This window comes from Sphingopyxis sp. (genome assembly GCF_040216815.1).
In the GTDB taxonomy this organism is placed as follows: domain Bacteria; phylum Pseudomonadota; class Alphaproteobacteria; order Sphingomonadales; family Sphingomonadaceae; genus Sphingopyxis.
In genome coordinates this window covers 118,775-142,410 of sequence record NZ_JAVJOJ010000012.1, presented here as the reverse complement: position 1 = coordinate 142,410, position 23,636 = coordinate 118,775, and the positions used below count along the sequence as shown (strand labels likewise).

Below are 23,636 nucleotides of genomic sequence, written 5' to 3'. Positions count from 1 at the left end.
CTTACCTCTTCTTCTTCGCGTGACGCGACCGGATGATCATCTTGTCGGTCGACTTGTTGTGACGGGTCCGGGCGCCCTTGGTCGGCTTGCCCCACGGCGTAACCGGATGACGGCCACCCGAGGTGCGGCCTTCGCCACCGCCGTGCGGGTGGTCGACCGGGTTCTTCGCGACACCGCGCGTCAGCGGACGCTTGCCCAGCCAGCGATTGCGCCCAGCCTTGCCGAGGTTGGTGTTCTGGTTGTCGGGGTTCGACACCGCACCAACCGTGCCCATGCACTCGCCGCGGATGTAGCGCTGTTCACCCGAACCGAGACGCACGATCACGAGCCCGCGGTCGCGACCGACGACCTGTGCATAGGTGCCGGCCGAACGGGCGATCTGGCCGCCCTTGCCCGGCTTCATCTCGATATTGTGGACGATCGTGCCGACGGGCATCTGCGACAATTCCATCGCATTGCCCGGCTTCACGTCAGTCTTCTTGCCCGCGACGATCGTGTCGCCGACCGCCAGGCGCTGCGGCGCCAGGATATAGGCGAGCTCGCCGTCCTCGTACTTAACGAGCGCGATGAAGGCCGTGCGATTGGGGTCATATTCCAGACGCTCGACGGTGGCCGACATGTTCCACTTGCGACGCTTGAAGTCGATAAAGCGGTACTTCTGCTTGTGGCCGCCGGCGATACCGCGCGAGGTCACATGGCCCTTGTTGTTGCGGCCACCGGTCTTGCGCTTGCCTTCGGTCAACGCCTTGACGGGCTTGCCCTTCCACAGCGCCGACTTGTCGACGAGGATCAGGCCGCGCTGTCCGGGGCTGGTCGGATTATAGGATTTGAGTGCCATTTTTTCTGCCTTCCCCTATCCGTCAGACGCCGGTGGTGACGTCGATCGACTGGCCGTCGGCCAGGCGAACGATCGCCTTCTTCACGTCGCTGCGGGTGTAGGGCTTGCCCTTCCAGCGCTTGGTCTTGCCCTTGGTGACGAGCGTGTTCACGCCGACCACCTTGACATCGAACAGCGCCTCGACGGCGGCCTTGATCGCGGGCTTGGTTGCATCGCTTGCAACCTTGAACACCACGGCGTTGTTTTCGCTGAGCAGCGTCGACTTTTCGGTGATCACCGGAGCGAGGATCACGTCATAGTGACGCGCATCGATGGTTTTTGCCTTAGCCATTGCAGCGTGCCTCCAGCTTTTCGACCGCCGCGCGGGTCAGGACCAGCGTGTCGGCACGGACGATGTCATAGACATTGGCACCGATCGCGGGCAGCGCATCGACACCGATCAGGTTGGCAGAGGCCATCGCGAAGCTTTCATGCACCGCGTCCCCGTCGATGAAGAGCGCGCGATTGCCGAGGTCCATCTTGCCGAGCTTGCCGGCGAGCGCCTTGGTCTTGGCATCCTTGAGCTCGAGCGTGTCGAGAACGACGAGCTTGCCGCCCTTCGCCTTGTCGCTCAAAGCCATCTTCAGGCCGAGAGTGCGGATCTTCTTGTTCAGCGAGTGGCCGAAGGTGCGGGCTCGCGGACCATGCGCCTTGCCGCCGCCGATGAAGATCGGCGCCTTGCGGTCGCCGTGACGAGCCGTACCGCCGCCCTTTTGGCGACCGAACTTCTTGCCGGTGCGGGCGACGTCGCTGCGCTCACGCGCGGCGCGGGCGGGGCCGCGGCGCTTTTCGAGCTGCCAGGCCACCACGCGGTGCAGAATGTCGGCACGCGCATCGACGCCGAAGACGTCGTCGTTAAGATCGATGTCGGCGCCAGCCTTGCCATCGAGGGTCTGAACCTTGACCTTCATGATCAGGACTCCTGTGCGCCGTCGGTGGCCGCGGTGTCGACGACGGTTTCTTCAGCCGGCGTTTCGACCGGCGCGTCAGCCGGGGCTTCGTTGGTGTTGGCCGCACTCTTGATGCCCGCCGGATAGGGGGCCTCGGGGTGACGCGGCAGCTTCACCGCATCGCGGACGAGCAGCCAGCCGCCCTTCGAGCCAGGGACCGAACCCTTGACGAAGAGAAGGCCGCGCTCGACGTCGGTGCGGACGATTTCGAGATTCTGCTGGGTGCGATTGCGCGCGCCCATGTGGCCCGCCATCTTCTTGTTCTTGAAGACGCGGCCCGGATCCTGGCGGTTGCCGGTCGAACCATGCGCACGGTGGCTGATCGAAACGCCGTGGGTGGCGCGCATACCGCCGAAACCCCAGCGCTTCATCGCGCCGGCAAAGCCCTTGCCCTGCGTCACGCCCTGGATGTCGACGATCTGGCCGGCAACGAAATGGTCGGCCGACAGTTCGGCGCCGACGTCGAGCGTCGCGTCGTCGGCGACGCGGAATTCGACGAGCTTCGCCTTGGGCTCGACTTCGGCCTTGCCATAGGCGCCGCGCTGCGGCTTGGCGACATTCTTCGCCTTCGCCGACCCGGCACCCAGTTGCACGGCCACATAGCCGTCGCGTTCCTTGTCGCGAACCGAGACGACCTGGCAGCCTTCGAGGCTCAGGACGGTGACGGGCACGTGGCGGCCGTCATCCTGAAACAGGCGGGTCATCCCCATTTTCTTCGCGATCACGCCAGTACGCATGATCCATACTCCTAAACAGAGGCCGGGCGGACCATTCCGCACGGCTTGCGAGACCCATCGAGGCAACGCCCCGGCGGAACCCTCCCAGCCCGAAATTTCGATGCATCGCCCCGTCCGGGCTGAGGTGCCGCATGCCCCGAAGGACTTTGCGGCGAGACGGGGGACGCAGCCCGGATAAGTCCGGCGGTATCCTCCGAAACCTTGTCGTGTTCCTGCGAAAGCAGGAACCCAAGGCGGCTTCAGCGCGACCTGCCGGTCGCTTCTACCCTGGGCTCCGGATCAAGTCCGGAGCACACCGGCCTATCAGGCCAGCTTGATCTCGACGTTCACGCCCGCGGCGAGGTCGAGCTTCATCAGCGCGTCGACCGTCTGCGGGGTCGGCTGCACGATGTCGAGCAGCCGCTTGTGGGTGCGCACCTCGAACTGCTCGCGCGACTTCTTGTCGATGTGCGGGCCGCGGTTCACGGTGAATTTTTCAATACGCGTCGGAAGCGGGATCGGACCGCGAATGAGAGCGCCCGTGCGACGTGCCGTGTCGGCAATGTCGGTCGTGGCCTGATCGAGCACGCGGTGATCAAAGGCCTTCAGGCGAATGCGAATATTCTGCGTTTCCATGACTGTTCCAGTCGAATCCCGTCTAACGATGCGAAAGAGCCGAAATGGCCTGCTCCGACTTCCACACGGAAGCCGGATCGGCCATCAAAATTCCTAAAGCTACGAGCCGCGCGAATCGGTCCGAATCGCGCGGCTCGCGGCCCTATATTACTTTGTGATCGAGGCGACAACCCCTGCGCCGACCGTACGGCCGCCTTCGCGGATCGCGAAGCGCAGGCCCTGGTCCATGGCGATCGGGGCGATCAGCTTGACCGACAGCTGGACGTTGTCGCCCGGCATGACCATCTCGGTACCCTCGGGGAGGATGACCTCGCCCGTGACGTCGGTGGTGCGGAAGTAGAACTGCGGACGATAGTTCGCAAAGAACGGCGTGTGACGGCCGCCTTCGTCCTTCGACAGGACATAGACTTCCGAGGTGAACTCGGTGTGCGGGGTGATCGAGCCGGGCTTCGCGAGGACCTGGCCACGCTCGACCTCTTCACGGCCGACGCCGCGGATCAGCGCACCGATGTTGTCGCCAGCCTCGCCCTGGTCGAGCAGCTTGCGGAACATTTCGACGCCGGTAACGACGGTCTTCTTGGTGTCCTTGATGCCGACGATTTCGACTTCTTCACCCACCTTGACGATACCCGTTTCGACGCGGCCCGTGACAACCGTACCACGGCCCGAGATCGAGAACACGTCTTCGATCGGCATCAGGAAGGGCTTGTCGAGCGGGCGTTCCGGCTGCGGAATCCATTCGTCGACGGCAGCCATTAGCTTCAGGATCGCGTCCTTGCCGATATTGTCGTCGCGGCCTTCCAGAGCGGCGAGCGCCGAGCCCGCGATGATCGGAATATTGTCGCCGTCGAAGTCGCGCTTCGAAAGCTCTTCGCGGATTTCGAGTTCGACGAGTTCGAGCAGTTCGGGATCGTCGAGCTGGTCGACCTTGTTGAGGAAGACAACCATGGTCGGAACACCGACCTGCTTCGCGAGCAGGATGTGCTCCTTCGTCTGCGGCATCGGGCCGTCAGCAGCCGACACGACGAGGATCGCGCCGTCCATCTCGGCGGCACCGGTGATCATGTTCTTCACATAGTCAGCGTGACCGGGGCAGTCGACGTGCGCATAGTGACGGCCGTCGGTTTCATATTCGACGTGCGCCGTCGAAATGGTGATGCCGCGCTCGCGCTCTTCGGGCGCCTTGTCGATGTTCGCGAAGTCGACGGCGGCGTTGCCCGCGACGTTTTCGGCGAGCACCTTGGTGATCGCTGCGGTCAGCGAGGTCTTGCCGTGGTCGACGTGACCGATGGTACCGATATTGCAGTGCGGCTTCGTCCGCTCAAATTTAGCCTTGGCCATGATATAGAACCTTCTTGTTCATGTGTTTGCGTTGATCAGTCCTGGACGAGCCCGCTGAATCAGGCGCCGCCCTTAGAGGGTCTTGCCGCGCGGTGCAAGCCCGCGCGGTTTCAACCCCATCAGGCCATCTTGGCCTTCACTTCTTCCGCCACGTTGTTCGGCACTTCTTCATAGTGCGAGAACTGCATGGAGTATTGCGCGCGGCCCTGGGTGAAGGAACGCAGCTGGTTGACGTAGCCGAACATATTGGCAAGCGGAACCATGGCTTCAACCACCTGGGCATTGCCCCGGCTGTCGGTGCCCTGAATCTGGCCGCGGCGGCTGTTGAGGTCGCCGATCACGTCGCCCATGAACTCCTCGGGGGTGACGACTTCGACCTTCATCACTGGTTCGAGCAGCTTGATGCCGGCCTTTGCCGCGACTTCGCGCATCGCCGCACGGCCCGCGATTTCGAACGCCAGCGCCGACGAGTCGACGTCGTGATAGGCGCCGTCAGTCAGGCGGATTTCAAAGTCGATGATCGGAAAGCCGATCATGTGGCCATTTTCGGCCGACTCGCGCATACCCTTTTCGACCGACGGGATATATTCGCGCGGAATGTTGCCGCCCTTGATCTCGTCGATGAAGGTGATGCCCGACCCGCGTTCGCCAGGAGCGACGCTGACCTTGACGCGGCCGAACTGGCCCGAGCCGCCCGACTGCTTCTTGTGAGTGTAGTCGACGTCGACCGGCTTCGCGAGCGATTCGCGATATGCGACCTGCGGCGCGCCGACATTCGCCTCGACCTTGAACTCGCGCTTCATGCGATCGACGAGGATGTCGAGGTGAAGCTCGCCCATGCCCTTGATGATCGTCTGGCCCGATTCATGGTCGGTCGACACGCGGAACGAGGGATCTTCGGCCGCAAGGCGGCTGAGGGCGATGCCCATTTTCTCCTGGTCGGCCTTGGTCTTGGGTTCGACCGACAGCTCGATCACCGGCTCGGGGAACTCCATCCGTTCGAGGATGATCGGGGCGTTGTTGGCGCAGAGCGTGTCGCCGGTCGTGGTTTCCTTAAGGCCGGCAAGCGCGACGATGTCGCCCGCAAAGGCTTCCTCGATGTCCTCACGCGAGTTCGCGTGCATCAGAAGCATACGGCCGATCTTTTCCTTCTTGTCCTTGACCGAGTTCAGATAGCTGCCCTTGGTCAGAGTGCCCGAATAGATGCGGGCGAAGGTGAGCGAGCCGACGAACGGATCGTTCATGATCTTGAACGCGAGCATCGACAGCGGCGCCGAGTCGGACGTCGCACGCGAATCGGGCTCTTCGGTGTCGGGATTGATGCCCTGCACGTCTTCGATGTCGAGCGGTGAAGGCAGATAGTCGACAACCGCGTCGAGCAGGGTCTGGACGCCCTTGTTCTTGAAGGCCGAGCCGCACAGCACGGGAACGAAGGACTGGTTCAGCGTGCCCTTGCGGATCAGCTTCTTCAGCGTCGCCACGTCGGGGACATTGCCTTCGAGATAGGCTTCCATCGCATCGTCGTCCTGCTCGACAGCAAGCTCGACAAGCTTTTCGCGATATTCGGCCGCCTTGTCGGCGAGGTCGGCGGGGATCTCTTCATAGAAGAACTCGGCGCCGAGGCTTTCGTCCTTCCAGATGATCGCGCGCTCGCCCACGAGGTCGACGAGGCCCTTGAAGTCCGATTCCGCACCGATGGGGAGGTAGAGGACGGCCGGGGTCGCTCCCAGGCGATCGATGATCGTCTGGACGCAATAATAGAAATTGGCGCCCGTGCGGTCGAGCTTGTTGATGAAGCACATCCGCGGAACCTTGTACTTGTCCGCCTGGCGCCACACGGTTTCCGACTGCGGCTCGACGCCCGCCACGCCATCGAACGCCGCGACCGCGCCGTCGAGGACGCGAAGCGAGCGCTCGACTTCAATCGTGAAGTCGACGTGTCCGGGGGTGTCGATGATGTTCAGCCGATGTTCGGGGCCCTTGCCCTCTTCGGCCTTCCACAGACAGGTGGTGGCAGCCGACGTGATCGTGATGCCGCGTTCCTGTTCCTGCTCCATCCAGTCCATCGTCGCGGCGCCGTCATGGACTTCGCCGATCTTGTAGGACTTGCCGGTGTAGTAAAGAATACGCTCGGTCGTCGTGGTCTTGCCGGCGTCGATATGCGCCATGATACCGAAATTGCGATAGCGTTCGAGCGGATGGCTGCGTGCCATGATCTTTTCCTTGGATTTGGGGGGAGGCCTTTGGAGCCGCCCCCGATATAGGAAGAATGATTACAATTGCGAGACGCCGGAGCGCCCCGGCCATTACCAGCGATAATGGCTGAAAGCGCGGTTCGCTTCGGCCATGCGGTGCGTGTCTTCGCGCTTCTTCACCGCATTGCCGCGGTTGTTCGACGCGTCGAGCAACTCACCCGACAGGCGCGCGGCCATCGTCGTTTCGCTGCGGTTGCGCGCAGCGGTGATCAGCCAGCGGATCGCGAGCGCCTGCGCACGGTCCGGACGGACTTCGACGGGGACCTGATAGGTCGCACCACCGACGCGGCGGCTGCGCACTTCGATGTTCGGACGGATATTCGCCAGCGCTTCGTGGAACACGCCGAGCGGCTCCTTCTTTGCACGGGCTTCGACCGCTTCCAAAGCACCATAAACGATGCTTTCGGCGACGGCCTTCTTTCCGTCGAGCATGACGCTGTTCATGAATTTCGAGAGGACAACGTCCCCGAAACGGGGATCGGGCAGGATTTCGCGGCGTTCGGGACGACGACGACGAGCCATGGGATATTCCTTTACAACAGCATCCCGGCGCGGGGCGCGGGATGATCAAATAGCCGAAAAAGCGGAGCCTTACTTGGGCCGCTTCGCGCCGTACTTCGAACGGCTCTGCTTGCGGTCCTTCACACCCTGCGTATCGAGCACGCCGCGCAGGACGTGGTAACGCACACCGGGAAGGTCGCGCACACGGCCGCCGCGGATCAGCACGACGCTGTGCTCCTGGAGGTTGTGGCCTTCGCCGGGGATATAGGTGATGACTTCGCGGCTGTTGGTCAGGCGGACCTTCGCAACCTTGCGGAGCGCCGAGTTCGGCTTTTTCGGGGTCGTCGTATAGACACGGGTGCAAACGCCGCGCTTTTGCGGGTTTGCGTCCATCGCCGGGACCTTGGACTTCACCTTCTGGGGAGTCCGGCCCTTGCGGACCAGCTGGTTGATCGTGGGCATGAATGCTTCACCTTTGATTGTCCGCCCATAAAAGCGAACGGTTACTCTGCCGCGGTGGATGAAGCTCCGGCCCCGCTCCGCCGAAAATGGCGAAAAACGGCCGACCTGATAACAGCAAAAGACCCCGGCAGATCGACATGATCTTCCGGAGGCTTCATCCGCGCCAGCAATGTTCAAGCGCTGTTGTGACTCGAAAACCGCGACAAAGCGCCGTTTCCAAGCTGGCGGCCCTCTAGCGGTGAATGGGCGTTCGGTCAATGGGGCGTGGCACGGTATGCGCCGTTTGGCGACGGCGGCCTATTCGTCGTTATAAATTGCGACCTCGCGCGCGCCGGCGCTCGTCGCCCGCCCGCGATACATGCCTTCGGTGTTGAAGCTGAAGGCCGAACCGCCGTCGGGGCCCGCCACGATGACGCCCCCCGTTCCGCCAAGCGCGCGAACCTCGTCCATCACCGCGTCGGCCGCCTGTTGCAGCGATGCTCCGGAAAGCCGCACGCGCGCGCAGATTTCATGCGCGACGCCGACGCGAATGAAATACTCGCCCGCCCCCGTCGCCGACACCGCGCAGCCGCGATCGTCAGCATAGGTGCCGGCGCCGATGATCGGCGCATCGCCGATCCGACCCCATCTTTTCCCGGTAAGGCCGCCCGTCGAGGTCGCGGCGGCAAGATGCCCGTGCGTGTCGAGCGCGACCGCGCCCACGGTTCCGAACTTCTGATCGATGTCGTATGAAGAGACGGGAGAGGAGGCGGCGTTCGCCCCCGCCTCGCGCTTCAGAAACTCCTCGATCTGCTCGCGCCGACGCAGCGTGGCGAACCAGGCGGGGTCCATCTGCTCGACCCCGCGTTCGGCGGCAAAGCCATCGGCATCGGCGCCGGTCAGCATCACATGGCGTCCGTCGCGCAGCACCGCGCGTGCCGCCGCGATCGGGTGGCGGCTGGTCGTCAATCGCGCAACCGCCCCCGCCTCGCGCGTGCGTCCGTCCATGATCGCGGCATCGAGTTCGTTCGTACCGTCATGGGTAAAGACGGCGCCGCGACCGGCATTGAACAGCGGATCATCTTCCATCCGCTCGACCGCCGCCTGCACCGCGTCGAGCGCGCTGCCCCCCTTTTCCAACACCGCCTGCCCCGCCGCCAGCGCGGCATCGATGGCGGCGCGATAGGCGGCATCCTGGTCGGGCGTCATGCGCTCGCGGCGAATCGTGCCTGCCCCGCCGTGCACCACGAGCGTCCAGCCGCCGGTCGCGGCCGAAGCCGCGGGCGCACCGACCCGCGCCTCGCTTCGCGGCGCCGATACGGTATCGGCGAAGGGCTCGGCGGCGGCAGCCTGCGAAGCGATCAACAGGGCGGCAACAGCGGAAAGCAGCATCGTTCATTCCTTGGAGGAGAAGGACGGGGATGGCACAAAGCGGCGCAGCGGTCAGTCGATCACCTGGCCCTGCGCCATGACAAAGTCGACGGTCTTGAGCGCGCGGACGTCGGCCAGCGGATCGCTCGCTACCGCGATGATGTCGGCGCTCTTGCCTGGTGCGATCGTGCCGATCTGGTCGGCGAGACCCAGCAGATCGGCAGCGTTCACCGTCGCCGCCTTCAGCGCTTCGATCGGCGTCATGCCGTGCTGGACCATCAGCTCGAACTCGTCGGCATTACGGCCATGCTTCGACACGCCGGCATCGGTCCCGAAGGCGATACGCACCCCCTTGGGCACGAGCGCCTCCAGGCTCTTTCCGGTTATCGAGATGCGCCATTTGATCTTCGCCAGCACGTCGGGTTCATACGCATCGGGATTGGCGGCGAGCCGCTCCTTATAACCGTTCACGGTCGAGAGCGTGGGGACATAATAGGTTTTCGATTTCGCCCAGGCGGCAATCGTCGCGTCGTCGAGGATCGTGCCATGCTCGATCGAATCGGCACCCGCGGCGAGTGCGAGGCGAATGCCGTCGGCGCCGTGCGCGTGGACCGCCACCTTTTTTCCGAACAGGTGCGCGGTATCGACGATCGCCTCTGCCTCATCGTCGAACATCTGTTTGCCAAGGCCCGCGCCGATGCGGCTGTTGACCCCGCCGGTCGAAGCAAATTTGATCACATCGGCGCCGCGTCCGATCTGAAGCCGGACCGCGCGGCGGCAATCGTCGGCACCATTGCATGTGTTGCCCGCCCCCGCGAAAAAGGGGCGAAGCTCGTCGCGATAGCCCAGCGATCCGTCCATATGCCCCGCGCTGCCCGAAATGCTGGCCCCGGCGTCGACGATGCGCGGCCCCTTCACCTTGCCCGCACGGATCGCGTCGCGAAGCGCCAGCGTGACGCCATCGCCGTCGCCCAGATTGCGCACCGTGGTGAAGCCGGCACGCAGCGTCTTCAAACCGTTGACTTCGGCATTGAACGCCTGCGCTGCGGGGCTGAGCGTCATTTCCTCAAGCTGCCCCGCAAGGCCGCCTGCATCGCTGGTCAGATGGACGTGGCTGTCGATCAGGCCGGGAAGGACATATTTGTCCTTCAGGTCGATCAATTTCGCACCCGCAGGTGCGGGCTGGTGGCCGTCGGCGATGCCGACGATCTTGCCGCCCTCGACAATGATGGTCGAAGCGCCGCGCGCAGGTTTGCCCGGTTCTGCGAGCAGATGTCCCGCGTGTATCACTGTGCGCGCGGGCGTCTGCGCCGCCAGCGGCATCGCAAACAGCGCTCCGACAAGCGCGAACGACATCGATCGGAAAAGCGGCATTCTAAAATCCCCTGCTGATGTTGCAGCGGGTTAAAGCCGATCAGAAGCCTCTCGTAAAGCGGAGCGCGACACCTTCGTCGTCGGGCATCGCCGCAATATGCCCCGCATCGCGCCGCCACCACAGATTGCCGACCAGATTGCCCCCGAACAGCGGCAGCGCATAGCTTGCCTCGATGACCCATTCGCGCCCGGTCGGCGCCAGATTATAGGTGCGGCGTGCGAAATCGGCGCGGCCGCTGGCATAATCATAGGCGACCGGCAGCATCAGATCGAGGCCGCCGTGCGCAACGCGCAGCGGCTGCGCAAAGCGGAGCGCAGCGCGGTCGCCTGGCTGCGCCAGCCCTTTCTTCGCAAGGTCGAGCGAAAAAGCCGCGGACCGGAGCGCGCCGCCCGCGACAAGCCCGCGCGCATCGGGGCGCGTCCACATCTGACGCCAGGCCGCAGCAAATTGCCAATCATCGCGCAAGTCGAAGACGAGGCTCGCATCGCCGACGAGGCTGGTCGCACCGCCAGCGCCGAAAAGGGAGCCAAGGCGCGCACCGAGGAGGCTGTCCGATTCGCGCAGCCAACCAACGCCGAGCGCGGCGCGGGCGGGACCAACGCGTCCGTCCCATGCAGCACCGAGGCGCTGGTAGCGGCTGTCGTGGCCCGACCGATAACGCGGCAGCGGGTCGTCCCGCCAGCGGGCGCCCGACACCCACCCCTGCTCGACGTATATATTAAGATATTGATCTTGCTTAATATTATAGCGAGCCGCCACAGCCAGGTGCGGACGTGCGGCAAAGCCTGGACCTTCGTGCGCTGCATCGCCGATCAGCATTGCATGGCCGCTTTCGCCGCGCTCGCCTGCGAGCAGTCCACCGATACCGCGTCCTGTCGCGAAGCCGATCCGCGTGCGCGCATCGAGCCGTGTCATCATCGAAGCGGCGAGGGTGCGCGCACGCTGCGCATCGTGAAAGGAAAGACCCGCGAGCGCATCGGAACCGCGGGTGCCCGGCGCGGTGACAAGCGACAGCGCAAGCGAACCGTTCGCGGCGCTTTGCTGGCGAACAAGCCCGCCGATCGCGCCCGCGAGTTTGAAATCGGGACGGCGCGGCGCGAGCGACCGGCCGAAATCGACGGTGAAAGCGCGGCCGAAACCGTCTGTGACGAGCCCGTGGGTGCCGCCACCCGCATCGCCCATCGGGCCGCCCAACAGGCCAAGCGGCGTGTCGAGCGCAACGGCGGTCGATGTCCCGGCAAGCGCCGTCGCGCCGATTGGCTGAAACGCGCGCGCGATGTCGAGGATGCCCTGTCCATAGACGGCGTCGTCGCCAACCGCCCCGGCGTCGCGTGCCGATTGATAGAGGAGCTCGACGATTTGCTGGCTGGTGAGCGACGGAAAGGCCTGGGCAAGCAGCGCCACCGCCCCGGCGACCTGCGGCGCGGCAAAGCTCGTGCCGTTGAGCAGGAAGACGAAATTTCCCTCGGTCTTGAGCCTGCCATTTTCGTAGACACAGCACACGCCCTCACCGAGCGCCGCCAGATAGGAGCCTGCATAAGCGCCCGCGCGATTGCTGAAAGTGGAAATCGTACCACTTTTGTCGACCGATCCCGCGATGATGACCAGCCCGCCGCCGGCGTCGCGCAGCCCCTGAGCAAAGCGACCTGGATTGTTGGGATCGTTGCCGCCCGCCGTCGTATCGCCCTCGTTACCCGCCGACAGAGTGACGATGACGCCTGCCGCGGTCGCGCGCGACACCGCGGCGCGCAGCGTCGCGCCCGGCGCATCGTCGCCGCCGAGCGAGATGTTGACGACGCGCGCGCCCGCACTCACTGCGCGGTCGAGCCCGGCGGCGATCGCGCTTTCGGGATAGCGGCAGCCGCTTTCGTCATTCGCCGGATCCTCGGTCGCGCAACTTCCCGGCTGGTCGGCGCGGAGCACGAGCAGGCTGGCATTAAAGGCGATCCCCATGGTTCCGGCATCGTTTTTACCGCCGAGCAGCAGCTGCGCGACGTTTGTGCCATGACTGCCTTCGCCATCGATGCCCCGCGATCCGGCAAGATCGACCGACAGCGGCGATATGCGCCCGGCAAATTCGGGGCTGTCGGCGTCGATGCCGTCGTCGATCACCCCGGCCAATATCCCCTGTCCGCTCGCGCCCGCGCGATAAGCGGTGACGGCGCCGTGGAAAGCGAGACTGTCGGACCGGCGCACTTCGGCCGTGTCGAAATCGCCGGTCGGCGGCGGAGTCGGCGTTGGTGTGGGGGTCGGGGCGGGTGCGGGAGCAGGCGCAGGCGGCGGGGTCGGCGTGGGGGAGGGACGGGCGCCGCCTCCGCCGCAGCCCGCAAGCGAAAGCGCCGCGATGCCGAGGAAAAGGGGTAAAGGTTGGCCGGTCATCCACCGAATGCGGCTGCGTCGGTTCGTGTCGACCATCGCCGTTCCCCTTTGCCCTGACGCCGCCTTTTAGCGCGGCAGAGGGAGGAGGGATAGCATCATGCGGTTAACCGCTCCTCTTCGTGCCGCAGGTCTGGAGGAGGCAGCGCTAGTAATTTTACCGCCGCCCCCCCCCACCAGCGCTGCGCGACAGGGAGAATATTCGTTCGCCTTGCCCCCACGCACACCAGCCTCTATGCGCCCGACCATGCCGCCGCTCGACCATATCGACAGCTGGATCTTCGATCTCGACAACACGCTCTACCCGCCGTCGGCGCGGTTGTTCGACCTGATCGACGAACGCATGGGCGCCTTCATCATGCGGCTGCTGAAAGTCGATGCGGTCGAAGCCCGGCGGGTGCAGAAGCAATATTTCCACGACCATGGCACGACGATGGCGGGGCTGATGCGGCATCATGGCGTCGCGCCCGAAGATTTCCTGCGCGACGTCCACGCGATCGCGCTCGACCGCCTGGTCGCCGATCCGCGTCTCCGCGCGGGGCTTGAGCGGCTGCCGGGACGCAAGTTGATCTTTACCAACGCCGATGCCGATTATGCCGCCCGCGTGCTCGATGCGCGCGGCATCGCCGACCTTTTCGACGGTATCTGCGACATTCGTATCACGCGCTATACGCCGAAACCCGAAACGGCCGCCTATACGATGATGGTCGAACATCTGGGCATCGACCCGTCGCGAAGCCTGTTCGTCGAGGATATGGCGCGCAACCTGACGCCCGCCAAGATGCTGGGCATGACGACCGTGTGGCTGGACAACGGCAGCGAAAGCGGCCATCGGGACCACCTGCCGGACCATGTCGACTTCCACGCGAGCGACATCGCCGACTGGCTCGACAACCTGCCTACACCCTGGGGAATTTCATGACGACCGACCTGCAAAGCACGATCGAAGCCGCGTGGGATACGCGCCACACGCTGGGCCTCACCACGACCGGCGCGGTGCGCGACGCGGTCGAAACCGCGATCATCGGGCTCGATGACGGCAGCTATCGCGTCGCGGAGCGCGACGCATCGGGCAATTGGCAGGTCAACCAGTGGCTCAAGAAGGCGGTTCTGCTGTCGTTCCGCCTCAATGACATGGAGATCATCGACGGCGGAGCCGGCGGCGCGGCCTGGTGGGACAAGGTACCGTCGAAATTCGCGGGCTGGGGCGAAAACCGCTTTCGGGACGCAGGTTTCCGCGCCGTGCCCGGATCGATCGTCCGCCGCGGCGCCTTTATCAGCAAGGGCGCGGTGCTGATGCCCAGCTTCGTCAACATCGGCGCTTATGTCGGCGAAGGGTCGATGGTCGACGCCTGGGCCACCGTCGGCAGCTGCGCGCAGATCGGCGCCAACGTCCACCTGTCGGGCGGCGCCGGGATCGGCGGGGTGCTCGAACCGTTGCAGGCGGGACCGGTGGTGATCGAGGACGGCGCCTTCATCGGCGCGCGCGCCGAAGTCGCCGAGGGCGTCATCGTGCGCGAGGGCGCCGTGCTGTCGATGGGCGTCTACCTCGGCGCATCGACCAAGATCGTCGACCGCGCGACGGGCGAAGTGTTCGTCGGCGAAGTCCCCGCTTATTCGGTCGTTGTGCCCGGATCGCTGCCGGGCAAGCCGCTGCCCGACGGGACGCCGGGGCCGTCGCTGTATTGCGCGGTGATCGTCAAGCGCGTCGATGCGCAGACGCGCGCGAAGACCGGAATCAACGAGTTGCTGCGCGATTGATTGCGGCAGGCGACAGGCAGGGGACATCGTCGGCAGTCCAGTCGATGTCATAAGTAGCAGGCACGACCCGGCTTGCCGGATCGTGCGGTTTCGCGACGCCCGGTTTATAAGACACCCATGCCATGCTGTTGTCGAAGGTGGCGATCCGGCCATTGTCGCGCCGCGCGCTGGCCGCGTCGATTTCGATCTGCTCGACGCGGAGCCCGCGAATCATGCGGATCGCCCCGTCGCGAAGGTCGAAGGCACGGTAATAATTCTTGCCGAAAATCCGGGTGTCATATCCCGATTTGAACGACCAGTTCGCCGCGTTCGTCGCCGTCGGCAGTCGCAGCGTCGTCACCCGGCAGTCGAATTCAGGGGCGCTGTAATAAGGCAGGTCCTGATCCTGATCGGCGGCGCGGGCGCGCCGTTCGGGTGGACTGAAACCGCCGCTAGGCAGCGCATAGGATTTGTCGCCATCACCGTCATCGTCCCAATCGACCGTCCATGTGCCGGTGATCGTCATTATGCTGGCCTCGGCCTTTTGATCGTAGCGCCATGTCACATCGTCGACCGTTTCCCAGGTTCCACCGACCAGCTGCTGGCGCATGCCGTCGCGCAACTGGCCGGGGGTCAGCCCGGACAGCTGAACCTGCTGCACCAGCCCGGGCAGCCCGCGAACGATCGTCATGTTCGTCACCTTCGCCGGTTTGTCGAAGCCCGCGCGCGCATCAATTTCGTACAGGGTGATCTCGTTCGGTCGACTCGCCATTCGCCATTCGAGAGTCTGGAGCGAGCTGCCCGCCTTGGTGAGCGGCAGAACCCATCGATAGGGCATCACCGGCGTTGTGCCGGGCCCGGCCACGGGCGGCAAAGTGCCATCGAGCCAATAGGAAACGCCGTCAATCCGGGCCCGCACAAGGACATGGTCGAACATGCCGGGATTGGGCAGCCGCTGGTCGAGCCCGTCGTCGCCCCCATTGTTGTTGGCGAGTACGGCCTCGGCCTCGATCCCGAGCCTGGCGAGCAGCGCCAGAAGCAGCGCGGTCTTGCCCTTGCAGTCGCCATAGCGGCGCTGCCACGTCTCCTCCGCCGTCGCCGGGGTGAGGTTGCCGTTGCCGAGGCCGACATAGATGTAGCGCACGTCCCGCTGGACGAGCTTCAGCGCCGCACGCGCCCGGTCGAGCGGCGCGCTATGCGCCGCCGCGATGTTCGCCGCTTCCCGCTCCAGCGCCGATCCCTCATCGATTCGCGCCGCCTTAGCGAACAGCGGCGCAAAATGCCGTGAAATCGTCGCCCAGTCAGCAAAGTCGGTAAATTCGACGATGCGTTGCCATTGATAACGCGCCGGTGCATCTTTGGGTGGCGTCAGCATCACCGGATTGTCGAAACTGAAATCGACCCCGTCGGCGCGGTGCCGGGCGACCGGCGCCATGTCCGGGGTCATGCGGATGTTGGGCTTCAGCCCCTTGTCCCAGCTCAATCCCAGCCGGTAGCGCCCAGGCGCGGGGCTGGGGCCAAGGAGAAGCAGTCCCGAATCATTCTTGCCCAGTGTGGGGTCGCTGAGCCGGGTGGTCAAACCAACCTCAAGCTCGTCCCCGACCCGCAAGTCGGGAACGCGAAGCACTGCGGTCAGGACGCCGTCGAGCATCGCGGCCTCCAGCTGATCCTCACGGCGCAATATCTCGAACGACGATTTTTCCAGAACGTCGATCGCCTCGCCGTCGCGATGAACCTTGATGACATGCACGACCGGCTGCCCCGACGCGGGATTCCAGGCAGCCTGGATATTGCCGATCTGCAACGCATTGGGATGGAGGATGTGGATCCGATACCCCAGATATTGCGCCTGACCGTCCGCATCGAGATGGACCAGCACGTCCTGGCGCCGCACGAAAAACAACCCGCTGGCATCGTCGGGAACCGGCATCAGTTCGGACGGTGCCGCCCAGTCGGGGGCCGGGCCCCGCAAAATCCGTTCGTCCTGAGCCTGAACCGGAGCCTGCGCCAAGACGGTCCCCAACATCACCGAGACAGATATCCGCACCATAACCCCCCGTTATACGGGGTAATCATGTCGCAAATCCCGCGCGATGCAAGCAAAGACAACGCCTATGCAGAAGGGTCGGGACGATGGAGCACATTCAATATGGCGCCGCAGCGCGAAAGATACGCAATCAGCGTTCGCTGAGATAATAACGTTCGCGTGCCGTCAGATCGGCGTCAAGGTCGTACACGATCGGCTGGCCGGTGGGAATTTCAAGGCCGGTGATCTCCGCGTCCGAAATACCCGACAGATGCTTGACGAGCGCGCGCAGGCTGTTGCCATGGGCCGAGATCAGCACCGTCTTGCCCGCCGCGAGTTCGGGAACGATCGCGGCTTCGTAATAAGGCAGTACGCGCTCGATCGTATCTTTCAGGCTTTCGGTCGCGGGAATGGCGATTCCGGCATAGCGCGGATCGGTCGACAGGTCCCATTCCGAACCCGCTTCGAGTGGCGGCGGTGGGATGTCGAAGCTGCGGCGCCAGATTTTCACCTGATCATCGCCGTGCTTCGCCGCGGTCTCGGCCTTATCGAGCCCGGTAAGCCCGCCATAGTGGCGCTCGTTGAGCCGCCAGTCCTTCGTGACCGGAAGCCAGAGCCGCCCCATCGCCTCGAGCGCGAGATTCAGCGTCTTGATCGCGCGCGTCTGGACCGAGGTGAAGCAGCTATCGGGCGTAATGCCTTTGGCCTTCATCAGCTCGCCCGCTGCGCGGGCTTCGGCCGCACCCTTTTCGGTAACGTCGACATCCCACCAGCCGGTAAAGCGGTTTTCGAGATTCCATTGCGACTGGCCGTGACGGATGAGGATGAGTTGGGGCATTTCGGAACCTTGCGATAGAGGAGATTGCGCCGCCCTTTAGCGCGGCTTTTCTGCGAACGCCAACCATCCTCTTGAAACGGTTTCAGCCGTTACCAGATTGGTGTCATCCGGTTGCCGAAACGGGGCCGGGTGGTGATCGCGGCGGGCGCCGCGGTCCCTTTGCTTCGCTTTGGAAAGGAAGGAATGACCATGCGTAACAGCTTTGACTGGACCCCCTATCGCCGTTCGACCGTCGGCTTCGACCGATTGTTCGATTTCCTCGAAACGGGCGGTTCGGGCGCCGAAAATTATCCGCCGTTCGACATTGAGAAAGTCGCCGACGACCATTTCCGCATCACCGTCGCGGTGGCCGGTTTCAAGTCGGACGAAATCGACATCACCGCACAGCAGAACATGCTGACCGTCACCGGCCGCAAGGTGCCGGTCGCCGAAGGCGAGGAGCGCCAGCTCCTCTATAGCGGAATCGCGACGCGAGCTTTCGAACGCCGCTTCCAGCTCGCCGACTTTGTGCGCGTCGACAGCGCCGACCTTGCCGACGGGCTGCTGACGATCGACCTGGTGCGCGAAGTGCCCGAGGCGATGAAGCCGCACAAGATTGCGATCGGCCGTACGCAGCCCGCGATCGAAAGCAAGAAGGCCGCGTAAGCGACGCCTTCCGTCCGATGAAAATAACGGGGCCCGGAGTTCTTTCCGGGCCCCGTTTCATATCCCCGTCCGGCATCCCGGCGAAGAGTTAAAGAAGCCGGGTCATGTAGCGGCTGAATGGGTCAGGTTTGTAGTCGGCGAAGGGCTCGCAATCCTCGAATCCGTGGCGTCGGTAAAGCGCAAGCGCCGGTTCGAACGCCGGGCTCGATCCGGTTTCGAGGCTGAGGCGCTCGAGACCTCGGGCGCGCGCCTCACCAAGAATATGGTCGAGCATCCGTGCGGCGACCCCTTGCCGCAGGAACGTCTCGGCGGTGCGCATCGACTTGATCTCGCCGTGCCGCGCATCGAGTATCTTGAGCGCGCCGCAACCCGCAAGATTGGCCCCGCGGTGAATCGACCAGAAGGTCACACCATCACCGCGCAGCCCGTCGAAATCGAGGAAATGACAGCTGCCCGCGGGCGAGTTCGCGAGCATCCCCGCGAAGTGCACCTCGAGCAGCGCGCGAATCGCCACTCCCGACAGATCGTCCTCGACGATCCGCCAGGCGGCGCTCACAGCATCTGGTCCAGCGTCGCGAGACAGGCGCGCGCGAGGAGCTTTGAGCGTTCGGGCGACCAGCCCTGTACCGGATCGGGAAGGTCGCGATTATCCTTGAACGGCATTTCGAGCGTCATCGACACGGCGCCGAAACGCTCGGCAAGCTGCGTCGTCGACATCGACAGATTGGCCTGTCCCGGTGCCGATTTTTCATAACCGAGCTCGACCTGGAAATCGGGGGTGTTGGCCGCGAGCGCCGCCTCGAACGCCCTGAACCTGTCCGCCTGGTCGGGCTTGAGCGACGGGATGCCCTCGAATCCCGCGAGGAAGACCGCCGGGATCGCTTCGTCACCATGGATGTCCATTGCCCAGTCGACGCCGCTTTCGTCCATTGCATTACGCACGCTCAGCACTTCGGGGCTGCGCTCCGCGGTCGGATTATCCCATTCGCGGTTGAGATTCACTCCGGCAAAATTGGTGCGCAGATGGCCCCGGCACGATCCGTCGGGATTCATGTTCGGCACGATATGGAAACGGCATTTCCTGAGCAACGAACGCGCGTGCGGATCGGCGGGATCGGTGAGCATTTCGAGTGCCCCTTCCATCCACCATTCGGCCATGCTTTCGCCGGGATGCTGGCGCGCATAGAGCCAGACTTGCGTGGCCCCGCTCCCCATTTCGAGGCAGTCGATCGGCCGGCCTTCCAGGCTGGTGCCAAGGCAGCGATAGGTCACGCCCGCATATTCGGCGACCGATGCCACGAGATCGTGGTGACGCTCCATCGAATAGGGCGCGAAATAGGCGATCCACAGGAGCGGGCCCTCTGCAGTGTGCCGGATCGTCAGGGTTCCCGCGTCATAGCCTGTGTCGAGCCGAAACCAATGTTCTCGATCATAGCTTGCGCACGCCGCGTAGCCGGGCCAGCCGTCGGGGTAGGCCGACGCCTCCAGCCCGGTGATCGCTAGCTCCAGCGCGTCACCGGCCGCACAGGCGACGCGGAAATGGAACCACTGGAAAAAATCCGATTCGCGATCCTTGCGGATCGACAGGCGGGCGGAGGTGCCGTCGATGGCGTCCACGACGATATTGCCGCTGTCGAAAGCGGCGTTGATGGTGATGGTCATTGGACGCTGATAGTGCGTCCCGATTCGCCGGGGAAGTCCTTGAATAAGGCTTCGGCCAATTTCGCCGCAGCCAGACTTGGCTGGTTAGCCGGAGCCTTGGCAGGCACGGCGGTGAGCGCGCGGCCTTCCCACAGCGCCTGGCCGGTCGCGGCATCGTCAATGCGAACCGAAAGCTGAAGATCGGTCATCCGCCGCGACCCACCGCCGAGGTTGATTCCGACGCCGAGCCCCACGCCCGACCCATAGCTGCCGGTCGACCCGCCGACGCCAACCGACACCGGCGATCGCCAACCCCCGCTTTCGTGGCTCGCGCGATCAAAACCGATGCGAACCTTGAGCGGCGCGCGCGCGCCGCCGGGCGCGGGTGCGAGACCTTGGAGCTGCAACTGGCGCTCGACCGCGCTGCGATAGCTGTTCCATTCAAGCGATGGCGGAGCGGCGCCTTCGGCCGCGACGCCGAGCGGCTCGGCATCGACGCTATAGCGCGTCCCCGGCGCCCAGCCGGCAACAGCGTTGCTGTGGAAACGCGTGACCTCGACCGGCGGGACTGCCGTGGCGCATCCGCCGAGCACGAGCGCCGCTGCCAGGGGCAGGGCGACGGAAAAATGACGCATCATGCTCATATCATGCGCCAGCTTTGATGGCTTGGCAATGAACGGGATCGGGTAGATCCTTCCCCGCAGGAAACGGGGATACCAAGTGCTCAGCGATAGAAGATATGATTGTCGATCTGGGCGATCCGCGTCTTGCGCCAGCCGGGCGCGACATAGCGGGCGTGGAAAAAGAGTGCGCCGGGCGCATGATTCTTCCAACTGCCCTCAAGCGCTATCTGTGCGATCGCTACGGCCTTGTCCCACTGAGCCCCTTCACGGATCGCCGGCATTCGGCCGCCGCGAACAAAGCTGAACTGGCGCTTTTGATACACGACGCCGCACATGCTGGCCGGGAAGCGGCCCGACTGGGCGCGATTGATCACGACATGCGCGACGGCAAGCTGGCCGGGAAGCGATTCGCCGCGCGATTCAAAATAGACCGCCCCGGCAAGGCAGCGCAATTCGCGGTCGATCTTTTCGGGTTTCGGCGTCGCGGCAACAAGCGCGGCAAGCGAAGCCGCCGTTACCCGCGGTTCGGATTCGGGTTCGTCTTTGATCGGCAGGACGCGTTCGTCCTGTATATTGCCGGGCACCCTGCTCGGCTGTTCGGTATCGACCGGCAAGTCCGCCGTTTCTGCCTCGGGCATATCCGCGCCGGGCAGCGCGATGGCGGGAAGATTGGCGTCGGCAGCAAGATCGCTTGCAAAGCCGGGTTCCGCCAGAAGCAGCATGGTCGCGGCAGTCATGCCGACGGCGGCCACGCTGGCCACGTTCAGAATGCGACTCATATTGTCCGTCAAAAGTGCGGCCGATGAACCGAACCTCACAAATCAGGCGGGGGAGATTGAACCTGTATCGCCGCCTGCGGTCATCGTCCGACTGCGTGTCCAGCCTGTTCTGCCGGGCGCATTGCAATGGCAGTGCAACCCGCAGGCCGACCTACGCGTTATCGAATGCGCGCCAGCTATTGTGCGCCGCAACAGAGTCAAGTTAACGCAGCCCACTCCGCGACGAGTTGTGCCGCATCTGCGATATCCAGTTCAACGATCCAGAGATCGGGATCGGCCTTTTGCCGCCGCATCCGATAATTTGCGCAGGATTCACTATCTTTTGGGTCACCGGGTCCTACAGCTTCCCAAATATAATGGCCATCGATCCCAAAACGTCGTTCCAGCAGGGGCCCGGGCTCGCCGCGGTGACAACATTGGACGAGGATGATTCCCGATGTATCGTCGCCCCTCGCGAGTACGGTCGCAAAGCCGCCCGAAGCCTCGGCGCGCCGGATCAGTAGATCGACGAGAAAGCGGCTTTTCAGCCGGGTCATCGGTACATTGGCGCCGCGGCGCTATGCCGCGTCACGCGCTTCGGTGTCGGCGAGCAGCGCGTAAAGCGCCTCGTCATTCTTGGCGCCGCGCAGCCGTTCGGCGATCGCCTCATTGCGCAGCATCCGCGAAACGCCAGCCAGCGCCTTCAGATGGTCGGCACCTGCATCGAGCGGCGACAGCAGCACAAAGAGCAGGTCGACCGGCAAGCCGTCGACCGCTTGAAAATCGACCGGCCGTGCAAGCTGGAGGAAAAGGCCGCGTACGCCGCCGAGGTCCGCCATCTTGGCGTGTGGCAACGCGATGCCGCGGCCGAAACCCGTCGATCCCAACCGCTCGCGTTCGAGCAGGGCTTCGCTCACTTCCCCTGCATCAAGGCCAAGCGAGCGGCTGGCGAGGTCGCCAACATAAGGGAAAAGTGCCTTTTTCGAATCGATCGGGACGTGCGCGCGCACGGTCGCCGGATAGAGAAGAGAAGAAAGATTCATTGTCGGGTCAAATCTTGTCAAATAGCGGACACCACCAGAAACATCGGCTGGCAAGCGGTCACGGATCTGTCGCGGCAGCCCCACCGCCATCCTGGCTTCGGGCGTCGTTGGGCGCGGCCCTTAAGCCGAATGACGGAGAAAATCCAGTGCTATCGTGGCTCGACCCAGCCGATCGTGCCATCATCACGGCGATAGACCATATTATGCGCCCCGGTCTTGCTGTTGACGAACAGCAGCGCATTGGTGTTGCGCAGATCGAGCATCATCACCGCGTCGGATACGCTGCTGTTCGGAATATCGACGCGCGTTTCGGCGACAATCGCGGGCGCGTCGCCCGCTTCTTCTTCGTCGGCTCCCGGATCGAAGACCGTGTAACTCGCATTGTCGGCGATTTCATCGATCGTCGGCGACGGCTCAGCCGGCCCGTTGCTGCGGTCCTTCAATCGTCGCATGTAGCGCCTGAGCTGCTTTTCGATGCGGTCGGCCGCGCCCTCGAAGGCGACATGCGCATCCTGCGCCTGGCCGTGGCCCTTCAATACCAGCCCCTGCATGACATGCGCGACGATGTCGCACTGAAAGCTGTCGTGCGGTCCCTTGCCGAAGGTCGCGTGCGCGCCAATCGCGCGCGAGAAATATTTGTCGGCAATCGCGTTCATCCGGTCCGCGACATGCGCCTGAAGCGCTTCGCCGGTTTCGATCTGGTGGCCAGAGACGCGGATGTCCATTCTTCTTCTCCTTATATGGCCGATGCAACGACGATGGGAGAGTCGTTACATCGTATCGAGCCACAGCGGCTGTTTCAGCCCTGCGACAAATTCGGCGTGGCGCGCGAGTTCGGCAGTCGACGCCATATGGGGCCTGGGTTCCCGAAAGGGCCGCACAGAATCGCTCGGCCTGTCCGAGCTGGTGGACGATGCGGCCGCGGGCGCCGAGGACGACGCGAGGCCAAGGCCGATCTGCCGCCCCCCGGTCATTTCGATATAAAGATGCGCGAGCAGTTCGGCGTCGAGCAGCGCACCATGCTTGATGCGGTGGCTGCGGTCGATACCGTAGCGGGTGCAGAGTGCGTCGAGGCTATGCTTGGCGCCTGGATGGAGCTTGCGCGCCATCTGGACTGTGCAGCACATGCGCGCCATGTCGAGTGCCGGGCGGCCGATGCGCGCCAGTTCGGCGTTGACAAAGCCGAAGTCAAACGCCGCGTTATGGGCGATCAGCGGCGCATCGCCGAAAAATTCGAGCAACTCGTCGACACGCGCGGCAAAGAGCGGCTTGTCCGACAGAAACTGGCTCGACAGGCCGTGAACAGCTTCGGCGGCGGCGGGCATATCGCGTTCGGGATTGAAATAGGCGTGGAAGGTGACACCCGTTTCGCGGCGGTCCACCAGTTCGACACATCCGATTTCGACCAGCCGGTCCCCGGTCTTGGGATCGAAACCCGTGGTTTCGGTATCGAAAATAATCTCGCGCATCGAACCGATAATCT

The 23,636-nt window shown here is 64.1% G+C and carries 25 protein-coding genes; 3 read left to right on the top strand and 22 right to left on the bottom strand.

From position 1 onward, the window contains the following. Window position 1: 1 nt before the first annotated feature. The 12 genes from rplB to RIA72_RS17310 form a co-directional block, all read right to left on the bottom strand. Entirely contained in the window at window positions 2-838 is an 837-nt protein-coding gene (gene rplB, locus RIA72_RS17365; RefSeq protein ID WP_350033325.1) for a 50S ribosomal protein L2, read from the bottom strand. Window positions 839-860: 22 nt separating this feature from the next. Then, window positions 861-1,169, bottom strand: coding sequence for a 50S ribosomal protein L23 (locus tag RIA72_RS17360; RefSeq protein ID WP_350033324.1), 309 nt, complete (start codon window positions 1,167-1,169; stop codon window positions 861-863). Then, window positions 1,162-1,788 (bottom strand): 50S ribosomal protein L4, encoded by a 627-nt coding sequence (rplD, locus tag RIA72_RS17355; protein WP_350033323.1) that lies wholly within the window; start codon window positions 1,786-1,788, stop codon window positions 1,162-1,164. Before rplD ends, RIA72_RS17360 begins: the two co-directional genes overlap by 8 nt. 2 nt (window positions 1,789-1,790) lie before the next feature. Then, window positions 1,791-2,564, bottom strand: coding sequence for a 50S ribosomal protein L3 (gene rplC / locus RIA72_RS17350; RefSeq protein WP_350033322.1), 774 nt, complete (start codon window positions 2,562-2,564; stop codon window positions 1,791-1,793). Between the two features lie 303 nt (window positions 2,565-2,867). Then, complete coding sequence (gene rpsJ / locus RIA72_RS17345; protein ID WP_011543089.1) at window positions 2,868-3,179, bottom strand: 30S ribosomal protein S10; 312 nt, start codon at window positions 3,177-3,179, stop codon at window positions 2,868-2,870. A gap of 147 nt (window positions 3,180-3,326) precedes the next feature. Then, the gene (gene tuf / locus RIA72_RS17340) at window positions 3,327-4,520 is read right to left on the bottom strand and encodes an elongation factor Tu (protein ID WP_350033321.1); all 1,194 of its coding nucleotides are present in this window, start codon (window positions 4,518-4,520) and stop codon (window positions 3,327-3,329) included. 119 nt (window positions 4,521-4,639) lie between these two features. Continuing rightward, window positions 4,640-6,733, bottom strand: coding sequence for an elongation factor G (fusA, locus tag RIA72_RS17335; protein ID WP_350033320.1), 2,094 nt, complete (start codon window positions 6,731-6,733; stop codon window positions 4,640-4,642). 93 nt (window positions 6,734-6,826) lie between these two features. Next, window positions 6,827-7,297: a 30S ribosomal protein S7 gene (gene rpsG / locus RIA72_RS17330; RefSeq protein ID WP_350033319.1), complete on the bottom strand. Its 471-nt coding sequence runs from the start codon at window positions 7,295-7,297 to the stop codon at window positions 6,827-6,829. Between the two features lie 69 nt (window positions 7,298-7,366). After that, the gene (gene rpsL, locus RIA72_RS17325) at window positions 7,367-7,738 is read right to left on the bottom strand and encodes a 30S ribosomal protein S12 (protein WP_058805196.1); all 372 of its coding nucleotides are present in this window, start codon (window positions 7,736-7,738) and stop codon (window positions 7,367-7,369) included. 297 nt (window positions 7,739-8,035) lie between these two features. Next, window positions 8,036-9,109 carry an isoaspartyl peptidase/L-asparaginase family protein gene (locus tag RIA72_RS17320; RefSeq protein ID WP_350033318.1) on the bottom strand — a complete coding sequence of 358 codons (1,074 nt, stop codon included), beginning with the start codon at window positions 9,107-9,109 and terminating at the stop codon, window positions 8,036-8,038. A gap of 51 nt (window positions 9,110-9,160) precedes the next feature. After that, a complete protein-coding gene (locus RIA72_RS17315) occupies window positions 9,161-10,462 on the bottom strand; it encodes a metal-dependent hydrolase family protein (protein ID WP_350033317.1) in 1,302 nt (433 codons plus the stop codon). A 40-nt stretch (window positions 10,463-10,502) separates the two neighbouring features. Then, window positions 10,503-12,878 carry a S8 family serine peptidase gene (locus tag RIA72_RS17310; RefSeq protein WP_350033316.1) on the bottom strand — a complete coding sequence of 792 codons (2,376 nt, stop codon included), beginning with the start codon at window positions 12,876-12,878 and terminating at the stop codon, window positions 10,503-10,505. A gap of 196 nt (window positions 12,879-13,074) precedes the next feature. Here RIA72_RS17310 and RIA72_RS17305 point away from each other — a divergent pair, with 196 nt between their 5' ends. Together RIA72_RS17305 and dapD are read left to right on the top strand one after the other, a co-directional pair. Next, on the top strand, window positions 13,075-13,761 hold the full coding sequence (locus tag RIA72_RS17305; protein ID WP_350033315.1) for a pyrimidine 5'-nucleotidase: 687 nt from the start codon (window positions 13,075-13,077) through the stop codon (window positions 13,759-13,761). Then, window positions 13,758-14,600 (top strand): 2,3,4,5-tetrahydropyridine-2,6-dicarboxylate N-succinyltransferase, encoded by an 843-nt coding sequence (dapD, locus tag RIA72_RS17300; protein WP_350033314.1) that lies wholly within the window; start codon window positions 13,758-13,760, stop codon window positions 14,598-14,600. Before RIA72_RS17305 ends, dapD begins: the two co-directional genes overlap by 4 nt. On the opposite strand, the gene RIA72_RS17295 is transcribed toward dapD, so the two are convergent. Further along, on the bottom strand, window positions 14,578-16,551 hold the full coding sequence (locus RIA72_RS17295) for a DUF3857 domain-containing protein (RefSeq protein ID WP_350033313.1): 1,974 nt from the start codon (window positions 16,549-16,551) through the stop codon (window positions 14,578-14,580). The two genes, dapD and RIA72_RS17295, sit on opposite strands and share 23 nt — an antisense overlap. 205 nt (window positions 16,552-16,756) lie before the next feature. Then, window positions 16,757-17,443 carry a 2,3-diphosphoglycerate-dependent phosphoglycerate mutase gene (gpmA, locus tag RIA72_RS17290; protein WP_350033312.1) on the bottom strand — a complete coding sequence of 229 codons (687 nt, stop codon included), beginning with the start codon at window positions 17,441-17,443 and terminating at the stop codon, window positions 16,757-16,759. 183 nt (window positions 17,444-17,626) lie between these two features. On the opposite strand from gpmA, the gene RIA72_RS17285 reads away from it, so the two are divergent. Further along, the gene (locus RIA72_RS17285) at window positions 17,627-18,088 is read left to right on the top strand and encodes an Hsp20 family protein (RefSeq protein WP_350033311.1); all 462 of its coding nucleotides are present in this window, start codon (window positions 17,627-17,629) and stop codon (window positions 18,086-18,088) included. Window positions 18,089-18,176: 88 nt separating this feature from the next. On the opposite strand, the gene RIA72_RS17280 is transcribed toward RIA72_RS17285, so the two are convergent. From RIA72_RS17280 to dnaQ, 8 genes are all read right to left on the bottom strand, one after another. Continuing rightward, window positions 18,177-18,644: a GNAT family N-acetyltransferase gene (locus RIA72_RS17280; RefSeq protein ID WP_350033310.1), complete on the bottom strand. Its 468-nt coding sequence runs from the start codon at window positions 18,642-18,644 to the stop codon at window positions 18,177-18,179. Beyond that, a complete protein-coding gene (locus tag RIA72_RS17275) occupies window positions 18,641-19,750 on the bottom strand; it encodes a M14 family metallopeptidase (RefSeq protein ID WP_350033309.1) in 1,110 nt (369 codons plus the stop codon). The genes RIA72_RS17280 and RIA72_RS17275 overlap by 4 nt, the downstream gene beginning before the upstream one ends. Beyond that, window positions 19,747-20,373 carry a DUF4136 domain-containing protein gene (locus RIA72_RS17270; protein WP_350033308.1) on the bottom strand — a complete coding sequence of 209 codons (627 nt, stop codon included), beginning with the start codon at window positions 20,371-20,373 and terminating at the stop codon, window positions 19,747-19,749. Before RIA72_RS17270 ends, RIA72_RS17275 begins: the two co-directional genes overlap by 4 nt. Before the next feature lie 80 nt (window positions 20,374-20,453). Further along, window positions 20,454-21,131 (bottom strand): cell wall hydrolase, encoded by a 678-nt coding sequence (locus tag RIA72_RS17265; RefSeq protein WP_350033307.1) that lies wholly within the window; start codon window positions 21,129-21,131, stop codon window positions 20,454-20,456. Window positions 21,132-21,328: 197 nt separating this feature from the next. Next, window positions 21,329-21,667, bottom strand: a complete 339-nt coding sequence (locus RIA72_RS17260; RefSeq protein WP_350033306.1) for a DUF1491 family protein — start codon at window positions 21,665-21,667, stop codon at window positions 21,329-21,331. A 21-nt stretch (window positions 21,668-21,688) separates the two neighbouring features. Then, on the bottom strand, window positions 21,689-22,153 hold the full coding sequence (locus tag RIA72_RS17255) for a PTS sugar transporter subunit IIA (protein WP_350033305.1): 465 nt from the start codon (window positions 22,151-22,153) through the stop codon (window positions 21,689-21,691). Window positions 22,154-22,302: 149 nt separating this feature from the next. After that, window positions 22,303-22,878 (bottom strand): ribosome hibernation-promoting factor, HPF/YfiA family, encoded by a 576-nt coding sequence (gene hpf / locus RIA72_RS17250; RefSeq protein WP_350033304.1) that lies wholly within the window; start codon window positions 22,876-22,878, stop codon window positions 22,303-22,305. 45 nt (window positions 22,879-22,923) lie between these two features. Beyond that, entirely contained in the window at window positions 22,924-23,622 is a 699-nt protein-coding gene (gene dnaQ / locus RIA72_RS17245; RefSeq protein ID WP_350033303.1) for a DNA polymerase III subunit epsilon, read from the bottom strand. Window positions 23,623-23,636 lie beyond the last annotated feature (14 nt).